General features: G+C 74.3%; 11 protein-coding genes and 2 pseudogenes. 2 read left to right on the top strand and 11 right to left on the bottom strand.

Annotation, left to right across the window (positions count from 1 at the left end):
• Window positions 1-62: 62 nt before the first annotated feature.
• The 8 genes and pseudogenes from VSR01_RS32115 to ggt form a co-directional block, all read right to left on the bottom strand.
• A complete protein-coding gene (locus VSR01_RS32115) occupies window positions 63-1,490 on the bottom strand; it encodes a phytoene desaturase family protein (RefSeq protein ID WP_326453938.1) in 1,428 nt (475 codons plus the stop codon).
• 182 nt (window positions 1,491-1,672) lie between these two features.
• Window positions 1,673-2,500 (bottom strand): annotated as a pseudogene (locus VSR01_RS32110) (inositol monophosphatase family protein); the annotation flags it as partial.
• A 270-nt stretch (window positions 2,501-2,770) separates the two neighbouring features.
• The gene (locus VSR01_RS32105; protein WP_326452504.1) at window positions 2,771-4,285 is read right to left on the bottom strand and encodes an NCS1 family nucleobase:cation symporter-1; all 1,515 of its coding nucleotides are present in this window, start codon (window positions 4,283-4,285) and stop codon (window positions 2,771-2,773) included.
• A 105-nt stretch (window positions 4,286-4,390) separates the two neighbouring features.
• Window positions 4,391-5,401: pseudogene (locus tag VSR01_RS32100) on the bottom strand (TIGR03842 family LLM class F420-dependent oxidoreductase); the annotation flags it as partial.
• Between the two features lie 26 nt (window positions 5,402-5,427).
• Window positions 5,428-6,855, bottom strand: coding sequence for a dihydropyrimidinase (gene hydA / locus VSR01_RS32095; RefSeq protein ID WP_326452503.1), 1,428 nt, complete (start codon window positions 6,853-6,855; stop codon window positions 5,428-5,430).
• Entirely contained in the window at window positions 6,852-8,183 is a 1,332-nt protein-coding gene (locus VSR01_RS32090) for an aspartate aminotransferase family protein (RefSeq protein ID WP_326452502.1), read from the bottom strand. The genes hydA and VSR01_RS32090 overlap by 4 nt, the downstream gene beginning before the upstream one ends.
• 4 nt (window positions 8,184-8,187) lie before the next feature.
• The gene (locus VSR01_RS32085) at window positions 8,188-9,030 is read right to left on the bottom strand and encodes a nitrilase-related carbon-nitrogen hydrolase (RefSeq protein WP_326452501.1); all 843 of its coding nucleotides are present in this window, start codon (window positions 9,028-9,030) and stop codon (window positions 8,188-8,190) included.
• A gap of 182 nt (window positions 9,031-9,212) precedes the next feature.
• A complete protein-coding gene (ggt, locus tag VSR01_RS32080; RefSeq protein ID WP_442785731.1) occupies window positions 9,213-11,006 on the bottom strand; it encodes a gamma-glutamyltransferase in 1,794 nt (597 codons plus the stop codon).
• Window positions 11,007-11,340: 334 nt separating this feature from the next.
• Here ggt and VSR01_RS32075 point away from each other — a divergent pair, with 334 nt between their 5' ends.
• The gene (locus VSR01_RS32075) at window positions 11,341-12,102 is read left to right on the top strand and encodes a hypothetical protein (RefSeq protein ID WP_326452499.1); all 762 of its coding nucleotides are present in this window, start codon (window positions 11,341-11,343) and stop codon (window positions 12,100-12,102) included.
• Here VSR01_RS32075 and VSR01_RS32070 read toward each other — a convergent pair.
• A complete protein-coding gene (locus VSR01_RS32070) occupies window positions 12,068-12,823 on the bottom strand; it encodes a ZIP family metal transporter (protein WP_326452498.1) in 756 nt (251 codons plus the stop codon). The genes VSR01_RS32075 and VSR01_RS32070 overlap by 35 nt on opposite strands.
• 293 nt (window positions 12,824-13,116) lie before the next feature.
• A complete protein-coding gene (locus tag VSR01_RS32065; RefSeq protein WP_326452497.1) occupies window positions 13,117-14,199 on the bottom strand; it encodes a cation diffusion facilitator family transporter in 1,083 nt (360 codons plus the stop codon).
• A 174-nt stretch (window positions 14,200-14,373) separates the two neighbouring features.
• On the opposite strand from VSR01_RS32065, the gene VSR01_RS32060 reads away from it, so the two are divergent.
• Window positions 14,374-14,769 (top strand): DUF6479 family protein, encoded by a 396-nt coding sequence (locus VSR01_RS32060; RefSeq protein ID WP_326452496.1) that lies wholly within the window; start codon window positions 14,374-14,376, stop codon window positions 14,767-14,769.
• Window positions 14,770-15,133: 364 nt separating this feature from the next.
• On the opposite strand, the gene VSR01_RS32055 is transcribed toward VSR01_RS32060, so the two are convergent.
• Complete coding sequence (locus VSR01_RS32055; protein ID WP_326452495.1) at window positions 15,134-16,054, bottom strand: DNA polymerase domain-containing protein; 921 nt, start codon at window positions 16,052-16,054, stop codon at window positions 15,134-15,136.
• Between the last annotated feature and the right edge of the window lie 4 nt (window positions 16,055-16,058).

Below are 16,058 nucleotides of genomic sequence, written 5' to 3'. Positions count from 1 at the left end.
GGGGCGGGCTTGAGCAGCAAGCCCGCCCGGCCGGGAGCAGCAAGCCGCCCGGCCGGGAGCGGCTAGCCGCGCAGGGCCGGGGCGGCGGTGCGGCGCAGGTGGCGCAGCACCGCGAGCGCCGCGTTGTGGCCGCTCATGCCGTGCACGCCGGGTCCCGGCGGGGTCGCCGAGGAGCACAGGAAGACGCCGGGTCGCCGGGTGGCGTACGGGATCGCGGCCAGCCGCGGCCGCAGCACCGTCTGGAGCCCGGCGAACGCGCCGCACGCGATGTCGCCGCCGACGTAGTTGGCGTTGCGGGCGGCCAGCTCCGCCGGTCCGGTGACGGCCCGGGCCAGCACCAGGTCGCGGAAGCCGGGCGCGAACCGCTCGATCTGGCGCTCCACCGCGTCCGTGGCATCGCCGTGCCAGCCGTGCGGCACATGCGCGTACGCCCAGAAGACGTGCTTGCCCGCGGGCGCCCGGGACGGGTCGACCACGCTGGGCTGGGCGGTGATCAGGAACGGCGTCTGCGGCGGCCGTCCGGTCACCGCGCGGTTCAGCGCGTCGCCGATCTCGGTGTACGTGGGGCCGACGTGCACGGTGCCGGCCCGGCGGGCCTGCGGCGCGGTCCACGGCACCGGGCCGTCCAGCGCGTAGTCGATCTTGAACACCGAGGGGCCGTAGCGGTAGCCGCGGTAGGCGTCGCCGAGCGCGGCGATGCGGGCCAGCGCGGTCGGCGAGGTGTCGAAGACGTACGCCCTGGCCGGCGGGAGCTCGTCGAGCTTGCGCACGGTCACGCCGGTGGTGATCTCGCCGCCCAGCTCGCGCAGGTAGCCGGCCAGCGCGTCGGAGATGGCCTGCGAGCCGCCGCGGGCCACCGGCCAGCCCCGCTCGTGCGCGGCCAGCGCGAACAGCATCGCCATCGCGCCGGTGAACGGCTCGTTCAGCTTGGAGATCGCGTGCCCGGCCAGGCCCGCGAACAGCGCCCGCCCCTTGGCGCCGTGGAACCGCTTGGCCAGCAGCGCCACCGGCGGCGTGCCGGTCAGTCCGAACCGCACGAAGCGGTACGGGTCGCGCGGCAGCCCCGACCACGGCGGCCGGAAGAAGTCCGCGGCGACGGCGTTCCAGTGCCCGGAGTACGGCGTGAGCAGCTTGCGGTACACGACGGCGTCGCGCGGGCCGAGCGAGGCGGCGGTCTCCCCCACCGTGCGCGCGAGCACCGCGGCGGTGCCGTCGGGGAACGGGTGCGCCATCGGGATCTCCGGCTGCAGCCACTCCAGGCCGTGCCGGGCCAGCGGCAGCGCGCGGAAGGCCGGCGAGCCGATGCCGAAGGGGTGCACCGCCGAGCACGGGTCGTGCCGGAAGCCCGGCAGCGTCAGCTCCTCGGTGCGGGCGCCGCCGCCGACGGTGTCCGCGGCCTCGTACACCCGGACCGACAGGCCCGCCCTGGCCAGTTCGGCCGCGGCCGTCAGGCCGTTGGGACCCGCGCCGACCACGACCGCGTCGGCCACCACCGCACGGCTCACCGCCGTCCACCCCCGTCCGCGTCCGACGGCTGTCCCGCCGGCTCGTGCTCCGCGTCCGACGGCCCGGCCGCCGGCTCCCCGTCCGCCCGCGCCACCGCGCGGACCCCGTTCTCCTCCGCCCCCGCCGGCCCCGCGGGCCGCCCGGCGGCCGACCGGGCGCCGTCCTCGCCGCCGTGCAGCACCGCGACGATCCGCGCGGCGGTCGCCGCGTCCCGGGCCGCGGTGAACGGCAGTTCGTTGCCGCCGGCGACGCGGAACGGCGCGCCGGCCAGCGTGCGGTCCGCGCCGCCCGCCTCGGCGACCAGCAGCAGCCCGGCGGCGTGGTCCCAGGGCAGCTCCCAGAAGAAGGCGACCCCGTCGGACACCCCGCGCGCCACGTCCAGGTAGGCCAGGCCCGCGCAGGTGCACGGCGCACAGACCGCGCCGGAGTCCTCCAGCCGCGCCAGCAGGGCGCGTTCGCGGCCGGTGCGGAAGACCGGGTTGGAGGTCCACAGCCGCAGCGGCCGGTCCTCGTCCGCGGTCCGCAGGGGGCGGCCGTCCAGGTGCGCGCCGCCGCCGCGCCGCGCGGTGGCGAACCAGCCGCGGCGCGGCGCGTAGGTCCAGGACGCGAGCGGCTCGCCGCCGGCCACCAGCGCGACCAGCGTGGCGAAGCCGTCCTCGCCGCGCACGAACGCGGCGGTGCCGTCGACCGGGTCGACCACCCACACCGGGGCGTCGCCGCGCAGCCGGTCCAGCACGGCGGGGTCGGCGCTGACCGCCTCCTCGCCGACGACGACGGAGCCGGGCAGCAGCGCGGTGAGCCGCTCGGTCAGGCGTTCCTCCGCCCGCCGGTCGGCGGTGGTCACCAGGTCGTGCGGCCCGTTCTTGACCGCGATGTCGGCGTCGGCCAACCGCCGCCAGCGGGGCAGGACTTCGGCGTCGGCGACCTCGCGGACGATCTGCTCGACCGCGGCGAGCAGATCGTCGAGCCGCTCGTCGGACAGATCCGCGGACAGGCCCGAGGACAGATCCGCAGACGGGTCCGCGGACAGGCCCGAGGACGGGTCCGCAGACAGGCCCGAGGACGGGCGCGCGGACCGGCCGGGCAGCTGCCCGGACCGCCCGTCCGGGTACCCGGGCCCGTCCCCGGACGCCTGCTCGGACATGTGCCCGGACACCTCCTCGGGCACGCCGCAGGGCAGCGTGCCGGCCGCGGCGGCCGAGCCGCCGCGGACCGCGACCTGATCCGTCACCGCAGTCCCCTCGTTCCCCATGCCGCCATCCAATCAGACGCCCGCCGCGGCCGGCCGTGCGGTGCGCGTCAGCAGCAGGTGCAGCAGGAGCGCGGAGGCCAGGCCCACCGCCCAGCCGTAGTCGGCCAGCGGTTTGAGGAACGGGATCAGGCCGTGCCGCGGGAAGGGTCCGGCGCCGGGCGCGGAGTAGGAGCCGCCGACCGCCAGTACGCCGCCGACGACGAAGGCCGTGACCGCGCGCCAGTTCCAGCCGCCGCGGTACCAGTAGCGGCCCGCCGGGTCGTACAGCTCGCCCAGGTGCAGCACGGTGCGGCGCACCAGCCAGTAGTCGGCGATCAGGACGCCCGCGACGGTGCCGAGCACGCCGCCGACCACGCCGAGCCAGGTGTAGATGTAGATCTCCGGGGTGGAGATCAGCTTCCACGGGAACATCAGCACGCCGATCACGCCGGTGATCAGCGCGCCGGTGCGGAAGTTCACCAGCTTCGGCGCGAGGTGCGACAGGTCGTAGGCGGGCGAGACCACGTTCGCGGCGATGTTGACCGAGACGGTGGCGACCAGCACGGTCAGCAGCGCGTAGAGCAGGCCGATCGTGCTGTCGCTCTTGGCGCTGAGCGCGACCGGGTCCCACAAGGTGGTGTCCTCGGCGCCGTAGACGGCCTGGGCGCCGGAGGTGACGAGCACCGACAGCAGCGCGAAGGCGGTCATCGTGGTGGGCAGGCCCAGCGACTGGCCCCACGCCTGGGCGCGCTGGCCGGCGCCGAATCGGGTGAAGTCCGGGATGTTGAGGGAGAGCGTCGACCAGAAGCCGATCATGCCCATCAGGGCCGGGAAGAAGACCTTCCAGAAGTGTTGGCCCCAGCCGAGCTGGGAGGGCTGGTCGAGCAGCGGGCCGAGGCCGCCGGCCTTGACCGAGATCCAGACCAGCAGCACCACCGCGCCGACCAGCACGAAGGGCGCGGCCCAGTTCTCGAAGCGGCGCAGGGTCTGCATGCCGCGGGCGATGATCGCCAGTTCCAGCGCCCAGAACAGCAGGAAGCACAGCCACAGCGGCCACGGGTAGCCGCCGACGTGGCCGCGGCCGGCCCAGTCGCCGGGCAGCACGCGGTCGAGCAGCACGAAGACGCCCTGGCCGCCGATCCAGGTCTGGATGCCGAACCAGCAGCAGGCGACCAGCGCCCGCACCAGCGCGGGCAGGTTGGCGCCGCGCAGTCCGAAGGAGGCGCGGGCCAGCACCGGGAAGGGGATGCCGTACTTGGGTCCGGCGTGCCCGGTGAGCAGCATCGGCGCCAGCACGATCAGGTTGGCCAGCGCGATGGTCAGCACGGCCTGCTTCCAGTCCATGCCGAGCGCGACCAGCCCGGAGGCCAGTGTCCAGGACGGGATGTTGTGCGCCATCCCGATCCACAGCGCGGTGAAGTTGTAGGTGGTCCAGGTGCGCCGGGCCAGCGGCACGGGCAGCAGGTCGGGGTTGGCGTAGTCGCCGGTGGGCGGATCGGCGTCGGCGGGGAGGTCGAAGCGGTCGTCCGCCTGCGCGGCTATGGCCATGGGCACACCTCGTCTCGGGCGGGGTCAGCTCGTACGCGGACCGTTCGGGGACGTGCCGGGGCCGTCCGCGGATGCGGCCGGGCCGCTCGCGGACGCGCCCGGACCGTTCAGGGCGGGGATGACGTGCGTGCCGTAGGCGTCGACGACGGCCTCCTTGGCGTCGTGCATGGCGTACACGGCGAACTGGTCGACGCCGAGGTCGCGCAGCGCGGCGAGCTTGGCGACGTGCGCCGACGGCGGGCCGATCAGGCAGAAGCGGTCCACAATCTCGTCGGGGACGAAGGCGGTGTCGGGGTTGCCGGTCCGTCCGTGGTGGGCGTAGTCGTAGCCCTGCCGGCGCGCGATGTACGCGGTCAGCTCCTCGGGGACCAGCGCGGAGTGCTCGCCGTAGCGCGCGACCAGGTCGGCGACGTGGTTGCCGACCATGCCGCCGAACCAGCGGCACTGCTCCCGGGCGTGTGCGAGGGCTTCGGGCGTGTCGTCCGGGGTGACGTACGCGGGCGCGGCGACGCAGACGGTCACCGAGGCGGGGTCGCGGCCGGCCTGCTCGGCGGCGGTGCGCACCGCCTTGACCATCCGCTCGGTGAGGAAGACGTCGGCGAGTTGCAGGATGAAGCCGTCGGCCAGCTCGCCGGCCATCGCCAGCGCCTTGGGCCCGTAGGCCGCCATCCACACCGGCAGCCGGCCGTCGACCACCCAGGGCAGCCGCATCGTGGTGCCGTCGACCACCGCTTCGCGGCCCTCGGCGAGGTCGCGGACGGCGGTGATCGCCCGGCCGAGTCTGGCGAGGGTGTTCGGCGGCCGGCCGGCCACCCGCATCGCCGAGTCGCCGCGGCCGATGCCGCAGACGGTGCGGTTGCCGTACATCGAGTTGAGGGTCGCGAAGGTGGAGGCGGTGACCTCCCAGGCGCGGGTGCCGGGGTTGGTGACCATCGGGCCGACCACCAGTCGCTCGGTGTGTTCCAGGATGCGGCTGTGGATGACGTACGGCTCCTGCCACAGCACGGTGGAGTCGAAGGTCCAGCCGTGGCTGAAGCCGTTGGCCTCCGCGCGGCGCATCAGGTCGACCACCTGCCAGGCGGGCGGATCGGTCTGCAGGACGAGGCCGAAGTCCATGGCGCGTTCCTTAGAGATCGCAGCGTTCAGTCGAGGTAGCCGCAGGTGGCCCGGGGCACATAGCTGCCGTGTCCGGCGCGTCCGACGTAGGAGCCGCGGTCGACGACCGGGACGCCGCGCGAGAGCACGGTCTCCACCCGGCCGGTGATCCGGCGGCCCTCGTACGCGCTGTAGTCGACGTTCATGTGGTGGGTCGCGGCCGACAGCGTCTGCTCGGCGTGCGGGTCGTAGACCACCACGTCGGCGTCGGCGCCCGGCGCGAGGGTGCCCTTGCGCGGGTAGAGGCCGAACATCCGGGCGGGCGCGGCGCAGGCGATCTCGATCCAGCGGCGGCGGCTGATGCGGCCGTCGACCACGGCCTGGTGCAGCAGGTCCATCCGGTTCTCCACCCCGGGCAGGCCGTTGGGGATCTTGGAGAAGTCGCCGACGCCCATGTCCTTCTGGCCCTTGAAGCAGAACGGGCAGTGGTCGGTGGAGACCACCTGGAGGTCGTCGGTGCGCAGCGCCCGCCAGAGCGCGGCCTGGTGCTCGCGCGGGCGCAGCGGGGTGCTGCACACGTACTTGGCGCCCTCGAAGTCCGGCGCGGCCAGGTCGTCGGTGGACAGGAACAGGTACTGCGGACACGTCTCGCCGAACACCGGCAGGCCCAGGTCGCGGGCGGCGGCCAGCTCGGCCACGGCCTGCTCGGCGGAGACGTGCACCACGTACAGCGGGGAGCCGGCGACCCGGGCGAGCTGGATCGCGCGGTGGGTGGCCTCGGCCTCCAGCAGCGCGTGCCGCACCTCGCCGTGGTGGCGCGGGTCGGTCTTCCCCGCGGCGAGCGCCTGCCGGACCAGGACGTCGATGGCGATGCCGTTCTCGGCGTGCATCATCACCAGGCCGCCGTTGCCGGAGGCGCGCTGCATGGCCTGGAGGATCTTGCCGTCGTCGCTGTAGAAGACGCCGGGGTAGGCCATGAACATCTTGAAGCTGGTGACGCCCTCCTCGACCAGGACGTCCATCTCCTTGAGCGTGTGCTCGGTGACGTCGGAGACGATCATGTGGAAGCCGTAGTCGACGGCGCACTGCCCGTCGGCCTTGGCGTGCCAGGCGTCGAGCCCGGCGCGCAGGCTCGCGCCGACGCTCTGGATGGCGAAGTCCACGATGGTGGTGGTGCCGCCCCAGGCCGCGGCGCGGGTGCCGGTCTCGAAGGTGTCGGAGGCGGTGGTGCCGCCGAAGGGCATCTGCATGTGGGTGTGCGCGTCGACGCCGCCCGGGACGACGTACTTGCCGGTGGCGTCGATGACGGCGCCGGCGGTCCAGGCCGCGGCGGCGTCGCTGTCGTGCGCGGCGAGCGCGGCGATCCGGCCGCCCTCGATCAGGACGTCGGCGTGCGTCTCGTCGCTGGCGGTGATCACCAGGCCGCCGCGGACGATGGTGCGGGCCGCGGCGCCGCCGGAAGACGGGGTGCTCATACGGCGGTCGCTCCTTCCATCGCGGACTCCGCCTGCTTCAGTGCGGCGCCGAGCGCCTCCGCGCCCTCCTCGGCCTCGCTGACGGTCAGCGTCAGCGGCGGTGCGACGCGCAGGCTGTTGCCGGCCCGGCCGCCCTTGCCGATCAGCAGGCCGTGCTCGCGGGCGGCCTCCAGCACCAGGCTCGCCGCGGTCGCGGACGGGGTGTCGCCGCCGGGCTCGACGAGTTCGACGCCGAGCATCAGGCCGCGGCCGCGCACCTCGCGCACGATGCCGCTGCCGGCGGCCAGGGCTTCGAGCCGGGACCTGAGCAGCCCGCCGACCCTTCGGGCGTTGCCCTGCAGATCGTGGTCGACCAGGTAGCCGAGGTTGGCGAGCGCGCCCGCGGTGGTGATCGGGCTGCCGCCGAAGGTGGAGATGGAGTTGGCGGTCAGGCAGTTCATCACCTCGGCGCGGGCCACCACGCCGCCCATGGACATGCCGTTGCCGATGCCCTTGGCGAAGGTCAGCACGTCCGGCGGACCGGCCTGGGCGTGCGCCTGCCAGCCCCAGAAGTGGTCGCCGGTGCGGCCCCAGCCGGTCTGCACCTCGTCGGTGATCCACAGGATGCCGTGCCGGTCGAGCACCTGCTTGAACGCCGCCAGCAACCCGTCCGGCCCGGAGGTGAAGCCGCCGACGCCCTGGATCGGCTCGGCGATCAGGGCCGCGACGGTGCCGCCGGCCTGGCCGAGCACGTCCTCCAGGTCGGCCACGCAGGCCGCGGTGAACTCCTCGTCGCTCAGGTGCGCGAACGGCCCGCGGGTGCGCACCCCGCCGTGCACGTACAGCGTCTGCAGCGGGGACAGGCTGGTCGGCGACCAGGAGGTGTTGCCGGTGACGCCGATCGAGGTGAAGGAGCGGCCGTGGTAGCTGTTGCGCAGCGCCAGCACCTGGTTGGAGCCGCGGTAGGCGGTGGCCAGCAGCAGCGCGGTGTCGTTGGCCTCGGTGCCGGAGGTGGTGAAGAAGACCCGGGCGTCGGGGATGCCGGACAGCCGGGCGATCCGCTCGGCCAGCTCCACGGCCTGGCTGCTGAGGTAGAGCGTGGAGCTGTGCAGGATCTTCCCGGCCTGCTCGGTGATCGCCGCGGTGACCTCGGGCAGCGCGTGCGCGGTCATCGTGGTGAGGATGCCGCCGAAGAAGTCCAGGTAGCGGGTGCCCTCGGCGTCCCAGACGTACCGGCCCTCGCCGTGCGTCAGCTCGATCGGCCGGGCGTAGTAGGTGGCCAGCCAGTCGGGCAGCACGGCGCGGTGCCGGGCGTGCAGGGCGGCGTGGCGGTCGGTGGGTGCGGTCATCTGCTCACGCCTCCGTCAGGTCGCCGTACGCGTCGGGACGGCGGTCGCGGTAGAACGCCCAGGTCTGCCGGACCTCCTCGATCAGGCCGAAGTCCAGGTCGCGCACCAACAGTTCCTCCTTGTCGTCGGAGGCGGTGCCGTCGACGAACTGGCCGCGCGGGTCGACGAAGTAGCTGGTGCCGTAGAAGTCGTTGTCGCCGTAGGGCTCGCGGCCGACCCGGTTGATCGCGGCGATGAAGTACTCGTTGGCGACGGCCGCGGCGGGCTGCTCCAGCTTCCACAGGTAGGCCGACAGGCCGCGGCTGGTGGCCGAGGGGTTGTAGACCAGCTGCGCGCCGGCCAGGCCCAGCGCGCGCCAGCCCTCGGGGAAGTGCCGGTCGTAGCAGATGTAGACGCCGATGCGGCCGACCGCGGTGTCGAAGACCGGCCAGCCGAGGTTGCCGGGTTTGAAGTAGTACTTCTCCCAGAAGCCCTTGACCTGCGGGATGTGGTGCTTGCGGTACTTGCCGAGGAAGGAGCCGTCGGCGTCGATGACGGCCGCGGTGTTGTAGTAGAAGCCGGACTGCTCGATCTCGAAGACCGGCACGACGATCACCATGCCGGTCTCCTTCGCCAGGGCCTGCATCCGGCGGACCGTCGGGCCGTCCGGCACCGGCTCGGCCCAGCGGTAGTGCTCGGCCTCCTGGACCTGGCAGAAGTAGGGGGCGTTGAACACCTCCTGGAAACCGATCACCCGGGCGCCCTGGGCGGCCGCCGCGCGGGCGTGCTCCTCGTGCTTGGCGATCATCGACTCCGTGTCGCCGGTCCAGGTGGCCTGGACCAGCGCGGCACGCACGACGTTGCTCATGAGCAGCTCCTCTGACGAGACGTCACGCCGGTTCTACGCACGTAGATCCCCGCCGTGGGACGAACGTAGAAGCGCAGTCACCACTGTGGCAAGAGCGCGGTCGTTACCGGGCGAAGACGTTTCCGTTTCGCCCGGTCGCGACCCGTTCGGCGGGTGCCGGTCGGCACGCCCGTCGTCGCCGCTCAGGAGGGGCGGACCACCTCCGCGGCGCCGCCGCCGCGGCGCACCTTCTCCGCCGCGGCCAGCCAGCGGCCGTCCGGCAGCCGTTGGACGCCGGTGGCCGCGCCGATCTCCGGGTTCTGCGTGAAGTGGTGGCCGAGCGCCTCCAGGTCCGCCTTCAGCGGGCTGTCCCACAGGGCGGGTTCCAGCTCGGTGGTGGCGGCGTTGCGCTGGCTGGCGCGCGGCGCGGCGATCGCGTCGACCAGCGGCAGCCCCCGGTCGACGTGCTCGGTGAGCACCTGGAGCACCGTGGTGATGATCGTCGCGCCGCCCGGCGAGCCGATCGCGAAGTCGACGTGGCCGTTCTTCAGCACGATGGTCGGGGAGATCGAGGAGCGCGGGCGCTTGCCCGGTCCCGGCAGGTTCGGGTCGGGCACGCCCGGCGAGGCCGGCACGAAGGAGAAGTCGGTCAGCTCGTTGTTGAGCAGGAAGCCGCGCCCGGGCACGGTGATGGCGCTGCCGCCGGTCTGCTCGATGGTCAGGGTGTACGCGACCACGTCGCCCCACTTGTCGGCGACCGTCAGGTGCGTGGTGTTGTCGCCCTCGTAGGTGGTCGGGGCGGCCCGGCCGGCGGCGCCGCAGGGCGCCGGGTGCGCGGGGTCGCCGGGCGGCAGCGGGCTGGTGAGGACCGCGTCGTCCTTGATCAGGCAGGCCCGGGAGGCAGCGAAGGACTTGGAGGTGAGCCCAGCGGTCGGCACGTCCTCGAAGGCCGGGTCGCCGACCCAGCGGCCGCGGTCGGCGAAGGCGATCCTGCTGGCCTCGATGTAGTGGTGCAGGTACTGCGTCTGGCTGGCGTCGGCCAGGTCGGTGTGCTCCAGGATGTTCAGCGCCTCGGCGACGGTGGTGCCGCCGGAGGACGACGGCGCGGGCCCGTAGACGTCCAGGCCGCGGTAGGTGGTGTGGGTGGGCGCCTGCTTCTTGACCCGGTACGCGGCGAGGTCGGCGGCCGTCAGGTCGCCGCTGCGCACCACGCGGGTGGCCGCGGGGTCGACCGGGGGCTTGCGGACGGTCCGCACGATGTCGGCGCCGATGTCGCCGTGGTAGATCGCGCCGATGCCCTTGGCGCCCAGCTCCTGGTAGGTGCGCAGGAGTTGCGGGTTGCGGAAGGTGGAGCCGACCGCGGGCGGCTGCCCGCCGGGCAGGAACAGCGCGGCGGTGTCGGGGAAGTCCTTGAACCGGTCGAGGTTGCTCGCGGTCTGGGAGTTGAAGGTGGCGTCCACGGTGAAGCCGTCGCGGGCGATCTTCTCCGCGGGCTTCAGCACGTCCTTCAGCGGGCGGGTGCCCCAGGCGTCCAGCGCGGTCTGCCAGGTGGCCGCGGTGCCGGGCACGCCGACGCTGCGTCCGCTGGTGACGGCGTCGGCGAAGGCCAGCGGCTGTCCGTTCTCCACGAACAGCTGGTCGGTGGCGCTGTGCGGCGCGGTCTCCCGGCCGTCGAGGGTGAACACCTGGTGCTTGCGGGCGTCGTAGTAGACGAAGTAGCCGCCCCCGCCGATCCCGGAGGAGTACGGCTCGGTGACGCCGAGCGCGGCGGCGGTGGCGACCGCGGCGTCCACCGCGTTGCCGCCGCGGCGCAGCACCTCGATGCCGGCGGCGGTGGCGTCGGGGTCGACGCTGGCGACGGCCCCGCCGTAGCCGACCGCGAGCGGGCTGCGGTCGGCGGCGGCCGGAGCGCCGGGCGGGGCGCGGTGGCCGGCGGGCGCCGCCGCGGTGAGCGCGCCGACCGCCGCCGCCACGGCGAGGGCGGCCACGGCGCGCACCGCGCGGCGGCGTGGTGCGCGCGTGCGGCCGGGCGCCCGCACGGGCCCGGCCGGCTGGGTGTGTTCGGACCGCTGCGTGGGCCCGGCTGTTCGGGTGCGCTCGGCTGCCCGCGTGTGCCCGAGTGGTGGCGTGTGCTGGTTGCCCATGGGCGAAGCCTCCAGATCCGCGTCGACGACCGGTCAACGACCGTCCCGGCAGCGTAACTTCACCACTGCGGCCCCGTCAGGAGCACGGGGCGCGGCGTCATCCGGACGTCACACGGCGCCCGGACGGCCGTCGCCCGCCCGGAGGCATGGAGGCGGCGCGGGTCGAACACCGCTACGATGCCGCGCCATGAGCGACGACGCGCGCAACCTCGTCATCGGCCTCGCGGCCCTGGTCATAGGCGCGGGTCTGGGCTGGTTCCTCCGCACCTACATATGGGGGCGCCGGCTGGACCGCAAGCAGAAGTTCTTCGGGCTGCCCAAGGAGTCCGAGTGCCTGCTGGTGGTGCCGCGCGACCCCGGCGCGCGCGGCTGGAGCCTGGCCCGGCACGACGCGTTCGCGCTGCTGGAGCTGGCCGCGGTGATCAAGGAGTGCGGCGCGCACGCGGAGGTCCTCGCGCACGACACCGCCTGGCAGGGCTTCGGCGCCCGCACCGAGTTCTGCATCGGCGGCCCGGTGGCGAACCTGCGGCTGGCCGCGCACCTGCGGTCGATGCTGCCGGGCGTCGAGATCAACACCGAGGCCGCGCCCGGTCCCGAGCAGGGCGCGATCGCCGTCGGCGGCGAGACCTACCGGATGGAGAAGGGCTCGGTGGAGTACGTGCTGCTGGCCCGCCTGGCCTCGGCCCGCGAGTCCGGCAACGAGCGCCCGGTCTTCCTCTCCTCCGGCCAGCGCGGCATCGCCAACCAGGCGGCGGTCCGCTACCTGGCCAGGCACCACACCAGGCTGGCCCGCAAGCACGGCCTGGACGGCACCTTCTGCCTGCTGCTGAAGGTGGTCAACTCCCAGGCGTACGGCTCGGACCTGGTGGAGCTGGTCGCCGACGTGACCAAGGCGGCGACCACCCCGCCGAAGATCAAGAGTCAGCGAGACCGATCACCAGCCACATGAGCGCCACCCCGGCCACCGTGCACATCAGGGTGGTCTTCGACGGGTGCGGGCTGTGCGCCTCGGGCAGGATGTCGGACGTGGCGAGGTAGAGCAGGAACCCGGCGAAGAAGCCGAGGTAGGCGCCGAGCGCCCCGGACGGGATGGTGAAGGCGAGCGTGACGGCCGCGCCCACCACCGGCGCCAGCGCGTCCGCGCCGAGCAGGATCTGGGCGCGGCGGCGGCCGTTCCCGTACAGCCGGGTGATCGTGTAGGTGTTGAAGCCGTCGGCGAAGTCGTGCGCGACGACCGCGATGGCGACGACCACGCCGACGGTGTCGCCGGCCTGGAAGGCCGCGCCGATCGCGAAGCCGTCCATCACGCTGTGCCCGACCAGCGCCGCCGCGGCGGCCAGCCCGACGCCTTTGACCGGGTCGTGCGCGTGGGAGTGGCCGTGGGTGTGGGAGGCGTACTCGCCCTCGTGGGCGCGGTGGATGGCGACCGACCGCTCGACCACGTGCAGGGCGAGGAAGCCGAGGACGAAGGTCAGCAGCGCGGCGGGCACCCCGAAGACGTGCCGGGGCTCGTTCTCCAGCGCCTCCGGCAGCAGGTCGAAGCCGACGACGCCGAGCATCAGTCCGGCGGCGAGGCCGAGCACGAGGTGGCGGCGGTCCCCGATGTGCTGTGCGACGACGCCGCCGACCAGGGTCATCGCGAAGGCGCACGCGGCTATCAGGACCGGCATGAGGTCATGATCCCGGACGCCGCGTGCGCCCGCTACTCAGGGTCGCCTAACCCCGTGGGCGCTCACCAGCGGTGATCCCGGCCCGGCACGGAGCCGCCGGCGCCACCGCCGTGGCCCTGTCCCTGCCGGCCGCCGCCGCGGCCGTCCAGGAGGTCGAGCACCGCGCGGGCCATGGCCTGCTCGCCGGCGGCGTCCCAATGCGCCGTCGTGGCGGCCGGGGGTACCTCCCGGACGGAGGCCGGGGAGCGGTGTGCCGCGCCCCTGTGGCGTATCCGTCTGCCGCGGGGCGGCGGTCAGGGAGCGCTGTCCTCTTGTGCGGCGTGGGGCGGGGGGTCCGCGCGGGCGGCGCGTTCGTGGCGGGCGTCGGTGATGTCGAGGAAGACGCGGTCCGCGGTGGGCCAGCGGTCCCGGATCGCGTGCCGGATGCGCAGGCTGACCTCCTCGACGCGTTCGCTGTCCATGCCGGGCACCAGGTCGATCCGCGCGGCGACCAGCGTGGAGTCGAGGCCGAGCCGCATGGTGAGCAGCTCCTCGACCGTGTCGACCTCCGGCTGCTCGGCGAGCAGCTCGCCGATCCGGTCGCGCAGCCGGGGGTCGGCGGCGGCCCCGATCAGCCGCCGGTGCGCGGTGCGGCCGAGTCCGAAGGCCACGGCCATCAGCAGCACGCCGATGGCCATCGACGCCGCGGCCTCACCGGCCGCGTCGCCGGTGGTCATGTGGACGATCATGCCGGTCGCGGCGAGCAGCACGCCGATCACCGCGGTGCCGTCCTCGGCGAGCACCGTGCGCAGCGCCGGATCGGTCTCGGCGGATCCGCGGCGGCGGGTCTGGACCACCGCCTTGAGCAGCGAGCCGCCCTCGGCGAGCAGCGCGACGCCCAGCACCGCGAGGCCCGCGATGTAGCCGGCGGTGGTCTCGTGCTCGCCGCCGCCCAGCGCCCGCACGCCCTGGTAGAGCGAGAAGCAGCCGCCGAGCACGAAGATTCCGACCGCCGCGAGCAGTGACCAGAAGTACCGCTCCTGGCCGTAGCCGAAGGGGTGGTCGCTGTCCGCGGGGCGGCGGCTGCGGCGCAGCGAGGTGAGCAGGAAGACTTCGTTGAGGCTGTCGGCGACCGAGTGCGCGGCCTCGGAGAGCATCGCCGGCGAGCCGGCGAACAGGCCGGCGACGGTCTTGGCCGCGGCGATCAGCAGGTTGGCGGCGAGCGCGGCGACGACGGCGCCGCGGGTGCCGCTGTCGCCCGCGCCGCCGCCCTGGCCGTGGCCCTCGCCGCCGTCTCCACCGCGCTGGTCGCGGCCCTCGCCGCCGTCCCCACCGCCGCCCGTGCGGGCGCCCGCGTGCGCGCTCGTCCTCGTGCTCGCGGTGCGTGTGCTGGTCATCGCCGCGCCTCTCGTCGCGTGGGTCCGCCCCGCTCCTCACGTCCTCCGGACGGCCTACCGCGGGTGGCTGGGCGTCACGGTGCGTGAGGAGATGGGAGGACATGGGCTTTCCCGGTCGTCGGGTCGTGTTCCCCGCCGGATCTCGGGCATCCGCCCATCAAGGAGGTGGCTGGAATGTCTCTCTACGAAGCGCGGGCCGCGGACGTCGCGGTCGGTGGCGCGGGCAGCATCGGGCCGCTGGTGCTGGGCATCGTCGTGGTGATCGTTCTCATCGCCGCCGTCTGGGTGGGGATGCGACGGGTGGGCAAGGAGCCGCCGATCCCGCAGGGCAGGCGGCCGCGGGCCGGCGCGTGGTCCACGCGCCGGGAGCACGATGTCGGGGCGCCCGACGATCACGGGCCCGGGCACCAGGACGAGGGGCCGCGCACGCACGAGTCGCGGGAGCCACAACCGGACGAGATGCCACGGGACGGGCGGCGGCGGATGCCGTACGAGGTCCGCGACGCGGGAGTGCGCGGCGGCAAGGAACGCACCCGGCCGCGGCGGCACTCGGGCCCCAACGTCGATTGACCGCGTCCCGCTGACGGGAGAACGCTCCCCCGTCACCCCCTGCGTCAGCTCCGCGCTGGGCGTCGCGCCGCAACAGGCGCGGCGCCCGGTTCGCGTCAGCGTGAGCATGGCGCAGGACGCCGGCCCGTTTTTCAGGGGCGCGGGGAACTGCGCGAGCAACCCACCTGCGGCCCGCAGGCAGCCACCGCCCTGATGGGGCAGCCCGGTCCTCCCCCAGAGCTTCGCCCGGAAGGTGCCCCCAGGACCACCGGCCGTGGCTGGTTGTCGGGGGCACCCCCGGACGGAGTCTGGGGGAGCAGTTCCCCGCGCCCCTGACTGGCGCGGCGCCCAGCGTCACGCGCGCCGGGGTGGGCCTGGTGATTGCTCAGCGCACAGCGTCGAGGCGGGAGCGGGCCCCGCGCAGCCCGCGGGGGTGGCGGGCCGGGAGGAGGCCCGCCCAGGGCTCGGTGCGGGCGTGGGCGAGGGCGTCGCGCACGGTGAAGGCACGGGGGTGCAGTGAAGTGTCGTGGAGCGCGTCGGGGGGCAGCGGCGCGGCCACGGGCGCTCCGGGCAGCGCCCGCACCGACCAGGGCGCGACCGCGGTCTGCGCGTAACCGTTGCGCATCACGTCGAGGTAGAGCCGGTCGCCGCGCTCGGCCTTGCGCGCCTTCGTCGTGAGCGTGTCCGGGTGCCGAGCGGCCAGCGTCTCCGCGATCGCCCGCGCCAGCTCGCGGACCTCGTCCACGTCCGACCCGCGGTCCAGCGGGACGACCAGGTGCAGCCCGCGCGAGCCGCTGGTCATCGGCGCCCAGGGCAGCCGTACCGCGTCCAGCAGCTCGCCGAGCTGGAGCGCGGCGGTGCGGACCGGCGCGAAGTCGTCGCCGGCCGGGTCGAGGTCGAAGACCATCAGATCGGGGTGGCGCGGGCGGTCCGCGCGGGACAGGAAGCGGTGCAGCGTGGTGCAGCCCTGCCCGGCGAGGTAGACGAGGGTGGGCGCGTCGTCGGCGAGGACGTGGCAGACCGTGCCGTCCTCCTTGGCCAGTTCCGCCCGGTGCACCCAGTCCGGGAAGTGCGCGGGGACGTTCTTGCGCATCAGCGGCCGGCCGCCGATCCCGTCGGGGTGCATCTCCAGCATCAGCGGCCGGCCCTTGAGGTGCGGCACCGCGTAGGGCGCGATCTCGCGGTAGTACGCGGCCAGGTCCGCCTTGGTGACGGCGGGGGCGTCCGGCCCGGCCGGGAAGAGGACCTTCTCGGCGCGGGCCACCTCGACCGTGCGGCGGCCGGCGTCGACGGCGAGCGTGCTCATGGCG

The sequence above is a fragment of the Actinacidiphila sp. DG2A-62 genome (assembly GCF_035825295.1).
Taxonomy (GTDB): Bacteria; Actinomycetota; Actinomycetes; order Streptomycetales; family Streptomycetaceae; genus Actinacidiphila.
The sequence above is the reverse complement of the archived record's forward strand: the minus strand, read 5'-3'. Positions and strand labels throughout refer to the sequence as shown.